This is a genomic window from Acinetobacter bouvetii (assembly GCF_902753875.1).
GTDB classification, from domain to species: domain Bacteria; phylum Pseudomonadota; class Gammaproteobacteria; order Pseudomonadales; family Moraxellaceae; genus Acinetobacter; species Acinetobacter bouvetii_A.
The window spans coordinates 182,075-198,040 of sequence record NZ_CADDTS010000048.1 but is presented as its reverse complement, the minus strand read 5'-3'; the positions used below and the strand labels follow the sequence as shown (position 1 = coordinate 198,040).

Below are 15,966 nucleotides of genomic sequence, written 5' to 3'. Positions count from 1 at the left end.
TCACGGGTAACTTTAATAACCTTTGTGAGTACCTAAAAGCCAAAATTCACAAATCACAGCATCATCTGTATGACGAAGTGCGATCAATTCGTGATGCTGATCTGGAAATGCTTTACGCGAAGACCGGTGATAAGTCAGCACATCATCACGTCCATCATGCACAGCACCTGTCGCGATTAATTCATAATGCGGATGGGGAAATGTACTCAATACCGCATCAAAATCCTGTTTCACTTCATCTGCAAAATGGTCAAGTACCAGCTTTTCACGAAAGTCTTTTAATTTTTTATCTAACATTTTTCATCCTTGATGAGGTTGGCTTCGTTAGATTTAATCTAACTTTCTCAATCAAAGTGATTTGGTATTTGGGTGACAGTTTTATGGTGAATAAGTGCCAAACTAGGTTTTAAATTAGAAACTGTTTAACAAATCAAAAGCAAGCGCAGCTGATTATTTTCTATAGGAGCGCGATGCACACAGGGCAGTACTTGCTGTGTTGGATGATCTACCGCCAAACGCCAGAGGTGTCCTAAGCCTAAATTTACAGGTTGGGCATTAGGTTTTGGCTGATAATGCAGATCAAAGAAATATTCTTCTAAAAAGTCTTCAAACTCAGTATCTGGTCCATCGTGTAAATCCCGAAGCTTTTCTCTAATTTCAGGAATTAAAATTTTTTGTTCAACCTGATCATTCGGCAAAATATCACTTGCTGCACCATAATAAGTACATAAAAACGTATCAGTGGCGATGGGTGATCGGTCTACATGATAGGAATATACATCAGTTGAAATAAAATTGAGTTCATCATCACGCTCATAACATTTGAGCAAATTTAAAGAAGGTGAAGCACCGCAATCAGTAAGCTGCTTCATGTCGTTTAAAATGATTCTTTTGGCTAAATCACCTTGTTCGGACAACTCCAATGCCAAAAGATCTTCAACAGAAACTTCGGTAATATTTTCTTTTAATTCAAGCTTATTCACAATTTCATTAAAATCGCCCAGCAAGCGTCTTGACCAGCAAATCGCGTTGATATCGCCTTGAAATGGCGTATTCACAAGCTCAGGAAAACTTGTAACCAAACCAATTTGTTTGCTATCGAAAAATGCGCTGCTCATACTGGATCGAAATTATAAAACATGGCCCATTATATACTTTCAAATTCAGCGATATAGCACGTATGCAATATGTACAGATCATTTTTTATATTTTTTCGGGGATTACAATGCAGTTTGGCTGCAATATCCGTTTATTTCTTTAAGTTGAAGCAACGGATTTATGTAGTAAGTGTTGTTTAATTATGTTTATACAATTTGTTAAATGAGTATTTTTTGAGATTAGATTAAGTTATAACAGAATTAAATATAAAAAAACATGTAATGAATACGCAATAGAAATATATGAATCAATAACTTAAAGATCTTTAGGAGTTGATATGAATAGTTTTATTGGCAGTAAAGACGATCATTTAAAAGAATTAATAGAAAGCTTATTAAATGAAGCCAGTATTGTGATTAACGGTGATCAACTACATGATATTCAAATTCATAATCCTCAGTTTTATAGCAGAATCATCCAAGAAGGTTCTCTTGGATTGGGCGATAGCTATATGGATGGCTGGTGGGACTGTGAAAGGCTGGATATTTTTTTCCATAAAATTTTGCGTGCGCAATTAGATAAAAAAGTTCCCAATAATTTAAAAAATATTATTCGTATTGCGATTGCGCGGTTTAGGAATTTTCAGTCCAAAAAAAGGGCATGGATGGTGGGAGAAGAGCATTATGATTTAGGCAATGACCTATTTTCATTAATGCTGGATCCTTATATGCAATATTCATGTGCGTATTGGAAAGATGCTGAAAATTTAGAACAGGCACAACAACACAAACTGGATTTGATTTGCCGAAAATTAGACCTTAAACCAGGCATGAAAGTACTGGATATTGGCTGCGGCTGGGGAGGCTTGGCAGAATATGCTGCTAAAAACTATCAGGTTTCTGTTACAGGTATCACTATTTCAAAAGAACAGCAAAAATTGGCGATGGAACGCTGTCAGTCCTTAGATGTAAATATCCTGCTGACCGATTACCGCGATATTTATCATCAATTTGACCGCGTGGTTTCTATCGGTATGTTTGAGCATGTCGGTCCGAAAAATTATGAAACTTATTTTAATGTTGTCAAAGGAAATCTAAAACAGGATGGGTTATTTTTGCTGCATACCATTGGCTCTAATTCCACTATGCTGAATGCTGATGCTTGGACCAGTAAATATATTTTCCCCAACGGCTGTTTACCATCTATAGAGAATATTGCACATCACAGCAGCGGTAAATTTGTTATGGAAGATTGGCATAATTTTGGTGCGGATTATGATTTAACTTTATCCGCGTGGTATGAGCGTTTTAATGAAATTTGGCCACAGATTGAGTCTAATTACAGTGAACGTTTTAAACGTATGTTTAGCTACTATTTAAATGCCTGCGCAGGAGCTTTTCGCGCACGAGACTTACAATTATGGCAAATTGTATTTAGCCCAGAAGGACGGCATGGTGGCGTACAGGTGCCGAGGTAAATTAATTTAATGACTTTCAAATTATTTATAAGGCTAGGACTATTAAATAATGATTGAAAATTATATTTCACTTATCAAAGATAACAGTGTAATGGAACTCAACACGCTGTTATTAAAAATTAATCATTTCAAACATCAGTTGGCGTTGGTATATGCAAAGCCAATTGAGCATCTTTATATTATCTCCAGTGAAGTTATGCCAACGGCTGAGTTATATGGGGCGCAATCTCGGATATCTTATTTAACATAATAGTTACGTTATGCGACATTCGTCAGAGCAAAAAGAAAGGGAGTATTTAACTCCCTTTTTTTTATTCTAGAATAAGGTTTCCTGAGTTTCCTACAGTAAGCCTATTTAGTGACAGTTCAAGAACTGCATGAACTACTTCGCTGTCTCTTAATGGTTGTTTGTTTTTTTCCATTAATTTCTTATTTAGTTCAACAGCTTTCTTCCTAATCAGCTCTTGTTCCTCATCGCTTAACCTAACTGTTTTTGCCATTTCTGCAAGTTTCCAAAAATAAAATGTCTCGAGGAATACAAATATACAAATAAATTTGTATACATGTGTTGCATATACATGTATACTTGTTCTATATTTCTCCAAATGTGATTTGTATACATGTATGAATATGCCAATTCTAACTTACAAAGATACACAAGACTTTACTCAGGCTGCCTTTAATCGGGTAGCAGAGCTGGTGTCTCAACACGGTCAATGTGCTTTAGAGAACTTTGTACCTGCTTTCTCTACAGAGCAGTGTTTAGAACATTTGGCATTGGTGGCAAGTGAAATGGCATATGACTATTCATTCATTGATGCCCATGCAGATATCTACAAAAAAACAAACGCTGAATTAAAAGAAGAAATGGGGGATTGCTAATGAAAATTAATGCAGTTCATCAAATGGACATTGCTGAATGTCCTCGTTGTTATTCCTTGATGCATAAAAGCCTTCTTTCATTTCATTTAACTCGTTGTTTGGGGTGATTCAATATGTCTAATAAATTGATTAAGACTTATAAAAAAGGTCAGGGTTCAACAGAAACTCGTGTTGAATCAACTCCAAAAAACACTGTACAAAAAAGCAGCATTACCCGTAAAAACACGGGGGAAAGTACCCAAAATCCACAATTCTACAGCCCTGAGTCTTGTCTCCTGACTGATTTTTCCACCCCCATTTATAACATGCGGGTTACGATTGACTAAATTTGAATCAAAATAGGTGTTTTTCAATGATTTGTGAACGTATTAGATTTAGGCTTCGTGATCATGGTGCTCATGTGCATCTTTATTACACTAGAAAAGTATTTTTGTATTTTTGGCTTCCATTTTTCTTTCTAATTATGATTTTTCAGATGTTTATTTTTTATATGGACTACAGTTAGTTGCTTTGTGATTCGGTAGGTTGTTGCTGCAGAAATCAGTTTGGACGTTTATAAATTAACGTCCACAATAAAAACACAAACGTCCAAAGCTCACGGATTTCGGCATAACGTATATTATGTTCATTAGGATACTTCACTGGAGAGATTAATATGGTGGTGAATCTCTCCAGTGAAGTTGCGCCAACGGCTGAGTTATGTAGGGCGCAATCTTGGATATCTTATTTAACATAATAGTTACGTTATGCGACATTCGTCAGAGCAAAAAGAAAGGGAGTATTTAACTCCCTTTTTTTTATTCTAGAATAAGGTTTCCTGAGTTTCCTACAGTAAGCCTATTTAGTGACAGTTCAAGAACTGCATGAACTACTTCGCTGTCTCTTAATGGTTGTTTGTTTTTTTCCATTAATTTCTTATTTAGTTCAACAGCTTTCTTCCTAATCAGCTCTTGTTCCTCATCGCTTAACCTAACTGTTTTTGCCATTTCTGCAAGTTTCCAAAAATAAAATGTCTCGAGGAATACAAATATACAAATAAATTTGTATACATGTGTTGCATATACATGTATACTTGTTCTATATTTCTCCAAATGTGATTTGTATACATGTATGAATATGCCAATTCTAACTTACAAAGATACACAAGACTTTACTCAGGCTGCCTTTAATCGGGTAGCAGAGCTGGTGTCTCAACACGGTCAATGTGCTTTAGAGAACTTTGTACCTGCTTTCTCTACAGAGCAGTGTTTAGAACATTTGGCATTGGTGGCAAGTGAAATGGCATATGACTATTCATTCATTGATGCCCATGCAGATATCTACAAAAAAACAAACGCTGAATTAAAAGAAGAAATGGGGGATTGCTAATGAAAATTAATGCAGTTCATCAAATGGACATTGCTGAATGTCCTCGTTGTTATTCCTTGATGCATAAAAGCCTTCTTTCATTTCATTTAACTCGTTGTTTGGGGTGATTCAATATGTCTAATAAATTGATTAAGACTTATAAAAAAGGTCAGGGTTCAACAGAAACTCGTGCTGAATCAACTCCAAAGAACACTGTACAAAAAAGCATCATTACCCGTAAAAACACGGGGGAAAGTACCCCAAATCCACAATTCTACAGTCCTGAGTCTTGTCTCCTGACTGATTTTTCCACCCCCATTTATAACATGCGGGTTACGATTGACTAAATTTGAATCAAAATAGGGCATTTAAAGATGGAAGTTAAAACATTCTGTTCAGCAAATGAGTATTTATGCAGTCTTCTTTCAGGGCTTTCTGATTCTCAATTGAACACTGTTCAAGGTATTGTTTTTACGGTGTTTGCAATTTGTCTGGTTAGCCTTGTAATTTATCGCTCACGGATTTCGGCATAACGTATATTATGTTACTTAGGATACTCAGCAACATGAATATAATTGTGCAGATTCATGTTGCTGAGCTGTGGCACCAGTAGCACTGTGTAGGCCACAGTCTTGGAATTTAACTTATGTTCACCTGAAGTCTAGTTAATAAAACTTTTATTAATTTTATTTATTATTTTCAATAACTTATATAAATAAAAAAATAATTATAAATTTTTGGTTCATGAACCTAATGAATTTATTGATACTTTTATAAAATAGAGTTAATTTGTCCGAGAGATATGGGTAGATATCTATTTTTGGTCTTTTTAGTGATTAGAGATATGACCATTGTCATCAAATTTTAAGGAATTCCTTAAGTTTTTTTCTTATAATTCAATAAAATAATTTTGAATACTCAAAAATTAAATGTAATATAAGTCACATTATGAACCGTTAAGTGAAATACGTTTTGCTTAAACGAATGATTGAGTTAGATCATCTAAATGATGATCGTGCTAGAAGACTCAGGTTTTACACCAAAATATTTGGCAGACTTTATTTTAAATACAATCCTAAACTGAATATAAAAAACCTTCGGAGGGCTTATTTGGCCAAACTAACCATCAACCTGAAAAAACTAAATTCTTACGCTAAGTATTTTTTCTAAAAGACACCGTACATATAGCATTACTTTATGTTAATAAAAATTTAGCATCATTTTTGACGCTTATTTGTTGTATGTGCAAAAGCAAGACATTTTAAATAAAGAATCTTTTAATATGAAAGTTACATATCCAGAGACAGGTATATACGAGCACGAACTCAAAGCAATTGATAAGATTAAAAAGGTCTTTGATCGTGGCGAAAAAACTAAAAACTGGCGAGCATATGCTGGTTTTGAATTTATGCATAAAAATGGAAAAAAAGCAGTAGCGAAAGGTAGTTCTGAGAAATTTGAATATGATCTCCTAATTATTACTCATGCAAACATTTTGGTCATTGAATTCAAAGACTGGAACGGTAAGGAAATTACAAAAGTTGCAGGAAAATGGTACGTAGGTAATAAAGAGCAAGATTCATGCCCTGTAGCTAAAAATGTAAAAAAAATGCAAATTATAGTTAATAAACTAAAGGATAAAGTTTCAGAAAAGAAAGCTAAGGGCATTACATTTCATTACCAAAGTGTTTCTCACTTTGTTGTCATGTGTGGTAAAGCAGATTATTCGCGCCTGCCTCCAGAAGATTTAGAGCACATTCTTTCGATAGATGAGTTTATACAATTAGCTCAACAGAAGAATTTTAATAATATGTTCCGCAAGCATCTGGAACGTGATGGTCGCATATATGATATTAAAAAAGAATATCACGCCATTATTGATGAAATTTTTGCGCCTGACCAAATTCAACCACGCTCTTTGATTATTAATAATCATGAACGAGGTGACTTGATCTTACCGCATCCTAAAAAGATTTATAGCGAGTATAAAGCGCATTCATTGACCATCGTTGGTGAAAAATCTTTAATGCGTTGTTGGGATTTTAATGAATTCAAGTTGAGTAACTCAAGAATGAGTCAGCCTCAACATCGATTCAACTTGATCTGCAATGAGCGCCGGGTTTTCCAAAAAATTAAAACAGAAAAGCCTGATCTTTATCAAAGTTGTTTGCACCCGATTACAAACCCAAGTCTTGATGACATGACATCAAAATATAATGAGTTGTATGAGTTGCCTGAGAACAGCTATCGAGTCAACGAATTCATCGGCGCTTATGCTGAGAAAATGTCTGAATCTGAGAAATTGGATTTATTCCAGATTTTGCTTGGTAAATTTAATCACCTACATCAAATGGGAATTACTCATGGTGATGTGGGTGATCATAGTGTGTGGATCTCTTATAAAAAGGAGATATTGCTATCCAATTTTTCGGCAGCAAATGATCAAATACAGCCCTCGAAAATTGACCCTGAACTGGCTAACGAACTCCCATTTTTGAATACAACAGCTCATCTTCCGAATCTTGCGCTGACAGCTGCACAAAAGGATGTGTATTGGTTAGGGCAGTTAATCCTTCATATTTGGAAGAATGCTCGACTGAGCCCACGTTCATTGAAAAAATTTAGTCTTGAGGAGCGAGATCAGAACCACTGGTTAGAGCGTATTTTAACACGAGCTTTGACAGGGAAATATGATAATGCATGTGCAGTATTCCAAGATTTCTTAGCTCAAAAACCTGCTGAACAAGTTAGTTATGAACTTGATGCAGATGTACTGAATCCATATTTAAATCAGACAAATACCTATATCAGTTACCCGATATTTGGCGCGCCTATTGATGCTAACCAAAATTTTACACTCTATGCATCAGGCAACATGTTAGTCAAAACATGGATGGGTAAAGTTGCATCTGCAATGACAACTTATCAAAAGAGTTGTTTTAAGCGATTCTTTGAAGAACTTAAAATGACGCAGGCTCTCAATTTGCCATACCTTCCTAAGATTATTGATTTTGGTTTATCAACTAGCACAGCATGTGTGTATCTAGTAACTGAAATGGTAAAGGGTGAAGCTTGGTCAACGGTTATTGAGGGCTTAACTGAGGATGAAAAAAATGAACTTTCACTTCAGTTATTGCATTCTCTGAAAAAATTTCATGAGCATGGCTTTCAACATGGAAACTTGGATGATGAAAAGATTCTAGTAGATAAAACAAACTTGAAAGTTAGTTTTAATGATTGCTTCCATCCTGAAGTACCACAACCTGATTCTTCTAATGCTTATTTCCCATCTGATATTGAAGATCCAACAGTCATTCAGTGTGACAACTTTACTGCATTGAAATTAATCGCAGATCTATACGATATAGACTTGGCTGTGGATGATGTGGCTTCAATGGATCCTACTTTATCCTGGCTAAATACAGCCTTGAGCATAGAAGGAATGGAAGATCCAAGTGTACGCTATATTGATAATTCTCGCTTTATAGAGGCATTTGAATGTAAGGGTGCTATTGTAAAAGAAGCTCCTCAGATTAGTATTTATACAAGTAAGGTTGAGACGCCCTTTACGATTTATCCCGAAAACGGCAAAGTTTATATCCAACTTGAGGCAGCAAGTGAGGGGGATTTTCGATTTACACTTAGCGGAATCAATGGCATGTTAAAAGGGTTTTATAAGCCCCATGAAAATCAATTAAGTTTCCTTGATTTTGTCAAAAAACAAGACCTGTGGTGGAAGGCTAGTAGGGATGCAGATCTGACTATTGATGTTAGCATTGAAGTCCACCCGATATCTGGGATGAGTAAGCGTGACAACATTGTAGAGTTAAATGACTTCTTAGCAAAAGATCAAAACTTTAAGGATGCTATTGAACAGTTTAAGCAAGCACAGCTCAAAAGGACTCAAGAGAAAGAGGAAACATTACGGGCTCTGCGTGAACAAAAAGCATTACAAGAAGAGATAGGCGATGTTATAGCTACTGATGAGCTTATGGCACAGCCAATGAGTCATCTGCCTACACATAGCCACTTAATTGATATTGAAACGAAAGAGTTGTGGAAAAAAGTCATGGCGACTGAGCGTCATGCACATCCTACAATCACTCTGTCTGAGCCGTTAAAGATAGTTTCGAGCAAACATTTTAAAGATTCAAAGAGTGCTATTGCATACTATGACTCTGCAGAAGATGTTTCAGCTAAATTTTCAAAGACCGATAAAGTCGATGTAATGTGCACTAAAGAAACTGGGGCGGGAGGTGATTACACTTTCTGCATAGGTACGGTGAATATTGCGCAATCAAAAGTCGGAGAATTGTGGATCGATTTTTGTAAAAAAACAAATGAAGTTCCTGAAGAAGCAACACTGTTTCTACAAAGCAAGGCAGATAAGTCATCTAATCGGAAACGTGCAGATGCTCTGACAAATATTCTGAGTAATAAGGCTGTCATTGAAAATCTCGTAGATTACTTTGAACCATCATTAGTGATTGAAGCAAAAGATTATGAGATTGAAGTGCCTGATGAAGATCTAGATCACTATAACAAATACAAAAATGGGGAATTGGTTAAAGCCCTCAATCCATTACAACGTAAAGCGTTCCGTAATGTGCTTAAGTATGGACCTGTATCACTATTAAAGGGACCACCAGGAACCGGCAAAACTGAATTTATCTCTATACTGGCTCACTATCTCTATGATAAACAAAATGTATCTAACATCTTAATTGTTAGTCAGTCGCACGAAGCTGTAAATACAAGTGTTGAGCGTATACGTCAGCTATGCACAGAGTATGACACACCATTAAGTATTGCTCGAATAAGCAATAAAGAGAGTGCTGTGTCTCCTGAATTAAAAGATGTCTATACAGGCTCAATTATTACGAGCCAGATAGAGCTGTTTAAGTCTAATATTAAAGAAAGAGTGCTTGAGCTTGCAAAAGATTTATCACTTGAAGCTGAATACTTGAGCGATCTTTATGAAATCAGAGTCACTATTTTAAATAGTCTTAAATCTGCGTATCAGTCAATCGACCAAGATGATCTTGATCAAAAGTTTAGTTTCTCATTAGAAGAGTATACCCAGGCTTTCAAATCAGCAATGCATAAGCTGAAGAGCATGTTTGACGGAAATCAAGACTTTTGGGATCAACTGGAAGACTGTATCAATGATAAAGAGATAACAGTATTAAACCAGTTAAATAAGATCGACATGATTACGTTCGCAGCACTTAATCAATACTACGGGGTATCTAATGAGGAAGGACTTAAAGCGAAAGCCTTGATCAATATTGCCCTAGATTATGAACCATTAATTGAAAGCCAAAATGCTAATTATGAAAGTTTTCTGGTCAAAACAAGGCAATTAGTCTGTGGCACATGCGTTGGTGTTGGCCAACAAAGTATTGGAATCGCCAATCACGTATTTGATTGGGTGATTATTGATGAAGCAGCACGTTCAATCGCTTCAGAATTGGCAATTGCAATGCAGTCAGGTGCACGTATTTTATTAGTTGGGGATCAAGACCAACTTCCTCCACTATATTCGAGCGATCATATAAAGGCTTTAGCTAAGCAACTTAAGATATCAGATGATGATTTGGAAGATAAATTACAAAGCGACTTTGGCCGTATCTTTAATTCACATTATGGACTAAAGGCTAGTTCAGAACTCTTGTCACAGTACCGAATGAGTCCGAGCATCGGCGAATTAGTTTCAGACTGTTTTTATGAAGGAAAACTTGAAACTGAAGTTGTCGATTCTCGTGGTTTAAGTGATGAAGAGCTGAAAGAAATTAAGTTAAAGCGGATTGTGCCTGATAACTATGCATCCGACATCGTAATAGAATTGAATTCAACAGTTACTTGGGTGGATACTGGGAATGCTGAGCATTTCAAAATGGAGAAAGGTAGTAGTATTTATAACCCACATGAAATTAATGAAATTATCGATTTTCTTCAGCGGATTGACCAAGACAAACTCTTGTTAAATAAATTAGTGCCAGAGCCTGATTCCCTTAAAGAGCCTGCTATTGGTGTAATTTGTACCTATGCTGAGCAAAAAAACCGGTTAAGAAAAGCCTTCTCTTTGTGTGAAGTGTCAGATGCATTGAGATCAATTGTGCGTATTGATACGGTGGATAGTTATCAAGGTAAACAGAATAAGATCATCATTCTCTCAGTTACGCGAAATGATCCAACTAAGTTTCCTGCATTTTTGAAGTCACCAAATCGTGTGAACGTGGCTTTATCTCGCGCAATGGATCGTCTTGTAATCTTTGGTGCGTCAGAAATGTGGCAAGGAGTCAACAGTAACTTACCTTTAGGACGCGTATTAAATTACATCAAGTGCCGTGAAAATCAGACTTTAGAATATCGATATATTTCAAAACGCGCCATTGTCAAAATAGTACAAAACAATCCGCACATTAATAAAAATAGATCAAAAAAATATAGAAAGGCAGGGGTATAACTCATGGAAAATTCACTAAGAAGCTATCATGACGTAGATGTTACATTGCCATCACAACTATTCAATGTGGCATTTAGCTATACCACAACAGATACCTTAGATTTTATTGATTCTATGGTATTGCGCCTATTGGTAATTGCACCACTTTCTGCTGAAAAAATAGCGCGGTTCTTAGGGTTATCTAATCATGAAACAGATGTGCTATTAACTAAATTATTAAAACAAATGCAGATAAAACATCTTGAAGATGATCGATTTGCTCTGACTCAGCGACTTGAGAAAGCATTCTCGGATGTTTGTGCAATTCCTTATGTAAATAAGATTGAGGACAATATTCAAAAGATGAGTTTTGAGATGATTGGCTTGAATCCTGAGCCAGTTAATCCCAACGCATCTGACAATGGGGCAAATTCAATTAAATTAGATGCTTCTAACCAATACCTTTCAAATGGTGAGTCTTTGGTTAGTAAGGAGTTTCAGAAAAATTTTCGATTTTATTTCAGCCAAGGATTAGTTAAGTTGAATCCATCAGTGGATGAAAAGAAGCTGCAACTGTATAAAATGAGCCAAGTGGAAAAATTGCGAGACCATTCTCGTCGTTTTACATTACCATTGACGCTTGATGAGAATTATACACCTACAGAGATTAGTGATTTTAATCACATGGAAAATCTTAACAAAATCGAAGATTCTCTTTACGCTGCTCTTAGATCAGCTAAGAAGCCACAAAATATTGAGGATATTCTAAAGGTACTCCATGAATTAGATATGGAGGATACTTTTTCAGTTGAATCTATTTTTAGCGAGAATAAGCTTAATTTAGATCGCTTATTTAAGCTAGAACACAAATCCAATGAATACTTTATCGGGCCAATATATTCTAAGGAAAATTCAGACCTGTTTTTCAAAACAATCAAACAATATCAAGACCAGAATAATGATGATAAACAGCTGTATTGGTTAGCTCCATCAGATGAATTTTGGGGTAAGTCAGATAGATTTAGTGATTTTATTGATCGTTTATCGACAACCACAATTACCAAAAACTTTAAATGCTTCTTACCAGTGGCATACAGAAATGATAAACAATCAATCGCAAGTTATAAAAAACTAATCACAGCTGAGGCAGGAGCCAAGCACTTTCTAACGTTTAAGGAAAGTAGTGTAGTTTTTGACGGTAATTTTGAGCTTTTGGTTATGAAAGACTCTTTTTGTGTTTTGATTATTCACGTTAGTGATTCATCCACAAATATTTTAACAACAGTGCCTGTGGGTATTATTGTCAAAAATAAGGCTATTGCCCAATCGTTTTATAAGTTTTTTGAAGACTTAGAGAACGATGGAGAGAACTTCTTTGGTTTATTAAATTCTAAAAAATAGAATAATCATCTTAAAAAGCTAGCAGATTTGCTAGCTTTTTTAAACTCAAATTAGAGTGGCAACAATCCAGACCAGACATTTCTACTTTGAAGTGGCTTTGTTGCACAAAGATTTGAAATGCAAAGCGCCCCTAATTGAGCCAAATTTAAGGCGTAACTTGGGTAAGTGGTCGACCTAATTCCGTAAATCTGTTAAGGACTGCTACACGTGCATGGATCTCATTCACTTGGCTATCAAAACTCCTTGCACTGAGTTTATCTCCTAATAATTTGATGCAATGCATCTTAGTTTCAACCAAACTTCGCCGATGATAGCCTGACCATTTTTTCCATAGTGTCCTGCCTAAACGTTTAATTGTTCGAAGTAATTCATTTCGCTCTAGCGAGCTACTCTTTGTATCTTTCCATTTTTTCTAGGTGGAATCACCGCATGCGCTTGCCGATCTGCAATGACCTGACGGCATTGCTTGGTGTCATAAGCCCCATCGGTATAAACAGAGTCAATCCGCTCATCTTGTGGAATCTGATTAAGTAAATCACCAAGCACCTGTGAATCACTGACATTATTGGTTGTAAGCTGAACTGCTCGTATTTGTAGGGTTTTAGCATCTATACCAATATGAAGTTTACGCCATTGGCGACGATATTCAGGTCCATGTTTCTTGCGTTTCCATTCGCCCTCACCTAGAAACTTCATGCCTGTAGAGTCCATGAGTAGATGCAGCCCATCGCTACTTTTTTGGTAGCTGATTACAATATCAATATGCTTTTGTCTTCTACAAAGCGTGGTGTAATCTGGAGCTATCCAATTTAATCCGCAAAGTTTAATCAGACTTTGCACAAAGCCAGTGACCATACGTAAAGACAGACGGAATAAGGATTTAATCATTAAGCAGCATTGGATGGCTGCGTCGGAGTAGATTTGATTTCGCCCTTGTTTGCCTTTTGATGGAGCATATCATTGCGTAGCAGGATCAAACCAAATGGCAATATTTCCTCGACTCATGAGTGCTCGGTTATATGCGGGCCAATTGGTTGTGCGGTAGATTTTGTGTGTAGGCTTCTTCATTTGAAAATTATATCGCTGAAAAACCCTTTACAGATAGGTTTGTGCAACAAAGCCATTCAGAATTGAAATAGAAAAATTTAAAAATAAATAACTTGGAAATAGATTTTATGATAAAATTCAATCAGCTATATTAATTTCTACACTTATGTCTGCACTACAAAAAATTAATGAAGATATGATAGTGAATCTTCCTAAGGGTGATTTACACGTTCATTTAAATGGAGCTATTCCAACAAATTTAGTTAAGGAATTATTAGCAAAAAATACAAATGGAATTCCCTCAAATTTTGATATTAATAAAGATTTAAATATTCTCGAACCACAAAAAAATCTGCAAGATTATTTAAAACCATGGAAAGTCTTAAATTTAATACCTAGATCGCAGAGTGATTTAAATAAAATAGTATTACAAACATTTTTTAGTTTAAAACGGCTTTGTTGTATAAACATTCTTCAAGATACTGATTTTTAAGGATTTGTTTAAATTTTAATCCAAAAATAAATTAAACAAAATCATAGTCTTAGATATTTATGCAACAAAGCCCCATTAGAGCTAAACTCCATTTACTAATGTCATATTTAAATCTAATGGTATGAAAGTACTATCAAATATACTGTTTAAATTACAGCGATTTCATTCTTGCTTCCATTATTTCGAATTTGAAGTCTTGGAACCATTGAATTATTTAAGTAATCATAAATAACCATTTCAGGATGATGCAGATCAAATGCTTGTCCAAACCATATACAAGCAGCATTGGATGCACATGGTAAGACATGAATTTTGGTAATTCCTTTATCTGTTAGACTATGAAATAACGCATGAATATCTTGCATGAAACTTAGTCCTCGTTCAGGATTTCTTATTACTCCATTCCCCATATATTCTGGTTTAGCAGTAATATTAATTACCGGATGTCCTAATTCAACAGCCTTATTTTTAGAGGTTTCTGGATCAGCAGTGAGATTCAATCTAATAGTAATTTCAGTACAATCTTCTATTTCACTGAAATTATTAATTTCATACGCTTTGGTTGTACATATAAGATCAGGCCACATCCAACAACTTCCATCCCTATACATAAGCATAGGTATAAATTTCCCTTTATTTCCTAATTTACTTCCTAATGCTATTAGGCATGGCATAGGGCCGAAGCCAAAAATAGCTACTCTCTTATCATCAAATTTAGTTTCCCTAAGTAATTGTTCTGTTTGAACTTCAAATTCTTCTAAAAAATACTTTTTATAGAACTCATCAGCTGAAGCTCTTAAATGAGCTGGTAATGGTTCATGAATTAGTGTCTTATCTTTATGCAAAATAGATTTTAATGGGAGAAGGCAGCTTGCAATATCACGTCGTGAAGGAGACTGAGGAATATTGCGATTCACGGGCCAGAAAAATAAATACACTGGCATAGGAGTAAAGCTTAAAGAATCTAATAAATCTTCGCATTGTGCTGTGAAATTACTTCTCATTTGCGAGAGTCTTGAAGCTGTATATTCTGCGCCAGCAACTTTATCAATTAACCTATGATGTTTTTCACATAATAATAAAATATTCGTTGGATCATCTGATAGTTGATATGAGAAGAAGGGGATACCGCGAGTAGAATTTTCTGATGCTGCAACATTATGAGCTAAAACGCCATATGTACCTTCAAATCCAGTTATTTCATCTATGTTTAATTTTGCACCACATCCTTTAAACATACATCGGCCATGACTTGAGAGATAAATCTGGTTTTTATCTTTTTCAGATAAATCGTTACCCCTACCTGTAAGATGCTCAAAATCAAAAATTCTTTTTATGAAATATTCTAATTGGTTTACAGGGTTTGGTTTTTGTTTAGGAATCTTTCTAGGAACAAAATCTACATCTTTAACTTCGCTCTCTTGAGAGGAGGTTAAATTCCATGTTTCTTTTAACTTTTCAAAATCATGTAGAGTGTGGGCATCAATTATGTGACCTTGAAGAAAGCGTGCATAAATGGAAATTTTTTTGGCAAGCAATCTTCGGACAAAAGTTAAAGTATCATCATAATTGAGAATTATACGGAAAAAACTTTCAGGGCTTTTATTTTTCAATAAGACAAAAATTATATTTTTACGTTCTTCATCAACTAATACACCTAATGAATCTATACAAATATGCTTTAAAATTTCTTCTATATATTTATTTGCATTTGATAAATCATCTATTGCTGATAAAGAAGTCTGTAAACTTAGGGATGGGTCTAGTTGCATT

General features: G+C 35.3%; 14 protein-coding genes and 1 pseudogene. 9 read left to right on the top strand and 6 right to left on the bottom strand.

From position 1 onward, the window contains the following. Positions 1-12: 12 nt before the first annotated feature. Positions 13-297, bottom strand: coding sequence for a nuclear transport factor 2 family protein (locus tag FB6_RS14540; protein ID WP_174560633.1), 285 nt, complete (start codon positions 295-297; stop codon positions 13-15). A gap of 125 nt (positions 298-422) precedes the next feature. Further along, the gene (locus FB6_RS14535; RefSeq protein ID WP_174560632.1) at positions 423-1,118 is read right to left on the bottom strand and encodes a DUF1826 domain-containing protein; all 696 of its coding nucleotides are present in this window, start codon (positions 1,116-1,118) and stop codon (positions 423-425) included. A 317-nt stretch (positions 1,119-1,435) separates the two neighbouring features. Here FB6_RS14535 and cfa point away from each other — a divergent pair, with 317 nt between their 5' ends. Beyond that, positions 1,436-2,575 carry a cyclopropane fatty acyl phospholipid synthase gene (cfa, locus tag FB6_RS14530; RefSeq protein WP_174560631.1) on the top strand — a complete coding sequence of 380 codons (1,140 nt, stop codon included), beginning with the start codon at positions 1,436-1,438 and terminating at the stop codon, positions 2,573-2,575. A 49-nt stretch (positions 2,576-2,624) separates the two neighbouring features. Further along, positions 2,625-2,825 carry a hypothetical protein gene (locus tag FB6_RS14525; protein WP_174560630.1) on the top strand — a complete coding sequence of 67 codons (201 nt, stop codon included), beginning with the start codon at positions 2,625-2,627 and terminating at the stop codon, positions 2,823-2,825. Positions 2,826-2,886: 61 nt separating this feature from the next. Here the strand turns inward: FB6_RS14525 and FB6_RS14520 are convergent, their stop codons facing one another. Then, on the bottom strand, positions 2,887-3,075 hold the full coding sequence (locus FB6_RS14520) for a mobilization protein (protein ID WP_174560628.1): 189 nt from the start codon (positions 3,073-3,075) through the stop codon (positions 2,887-2,889). Positions 3,076-3,205: 130 nt separating this feature from the next. On the opposite strand from FB6_RS14520, the gene FB6_RS14515 reads away from it, so the two are divergent. Then, the gene (locus tag FB6_RS14515) at positions 3,206-3,457 is read left to right on the top strand and encodes a hypothetical protein (protein ID WP_174560758.1); all 252 of its coding nucleotides are present in this window, start codon (positions 3,206-3,208) and stop codon (positions 3,455-3,457) included. 113 nt (positions 3,458-3,570) lie between these two features. Further along, positions 3,571-3,783, top strand: coding sequence for a hypothetical protein (locus tag FB6_RS14510; RefSeq protein WP_174560629.1), 213 nt, complete (start codon positions 3,571-3,573; stop codon positions 3,781-3,783). A gap of 471 nt (positions 3,784-4,254) precedes the next feature. On the opposite strand, the gene FB6_RS14505 is transcribed toward FB6_RS14510, so the two are convergent. Continuing rightward, positions 4,255-4,443 carry a mobilization protein gene (locus FB6_RS14505; protein ID WP_174560628.1) on the bottom strand — a complete coding sequence of 63 codons (189 nt, stop codon included), beginning with the start codon at positions 4,441-4,443 and terminating at the stop codon, positions 4,255-4,257. Positions 4,444-4,573: 130 nt separating this feature from the next. Here FB6_RS14505 and FB6_RS14500 point away from each other — a divergent pair, with 130 nt between their 5' ends. The 4 genes from FB6_RS14500 (at position 4,574) to FB6_RS14485 (ending at position 12,653) form a co-directional block, all read left to right on the top strand. After that, on the top strand, positions 4,574-4,825 hold the full coding sequence (locus tag FB6_RS14500; protein WP_174560758.1) for a hypothetical protein: 252 nt from the start codon (positions 4,574-4,576) through the stop codon (positions 4,823-4,825). Between the two features lie 113 nt (positions 4,826-4,938). Then, complete coding sequence (locus FB6_RS14495; protein WP_174560627.1) at positions 4,939-5,151, top strand: hypothetical protein; 213 nt, start codon at positions 4,939-4,941, stop codon at positions 5,149-5,151. Between the two features lie 896 nt (positions 5,152-6,047). Next, on the top strand, positions 6,048-11,273 hold the full coding sequence (locus FB6_RS14490) for an AAA domain-containing protein (RefSeq protein ID WP_174560626.1): 5,226 nt from the start codon (positions 6,048-6,050) through the stop codon (positions 11,271-11,273). A gap of 3 nt (positions 11,274-11,276) precedes the next feature. After that, the gene (locus FB6_RS14485; protein ID WP_005005738.1) at positions 11,277-12,653 is read left to right on the top strand and encodes a hypothetical protein; all 1,377 of its coding nucleotides are present in this window, start codon (positions 11,277-11,279) and stop codon (positions 12,651-12,653) included. A 145-nt stretch (positions 12,654-12,798) separates the two neighbouring features. On the opposite strand, the pseudogene FB6_RS14480 reads toward FB6_RS14485, so the two are convergent. Beyond that, positions 12,799-13,721 (bottom strand): annotated as a pseudogene (locus FB6_RS14480) (IS5 family transposase). 145 nt (positions 13,722-13,866) lie between these two features. On the opposite strand from FB6_RS14480, the gene FB6_RS14475 reads away from it, so the two are divergent. Then, a complete protein-coding gene (locus FB6_RS14475) occupies positions 13,867-14,193 on the top strand; it encodes a hypothetical protein (protein ID WP_005028412.1) in 327 nt (108 codons plus the stop codon). Between the two features lie 146 nt (positions 14,194-14,339). Here the strand turns inward: FB6_RS14475 and FB6_RS14470 are convergent, their stop codons facing one another. Continuing rightward, the gene (locus FB6_RS14470; RefSeq protein WP_174560625.1) at positions 14,340-15,965 is read right to left on the bottom strand and encodes an SAVED domain-containing protein; all 1,626 of its coding nucleotides are present in this window, start codon (positions 15,963-15,965) and stop codon (positions 14,340-14,342) included. Position 15,966 lies beyond the last annotated feature (1 nt).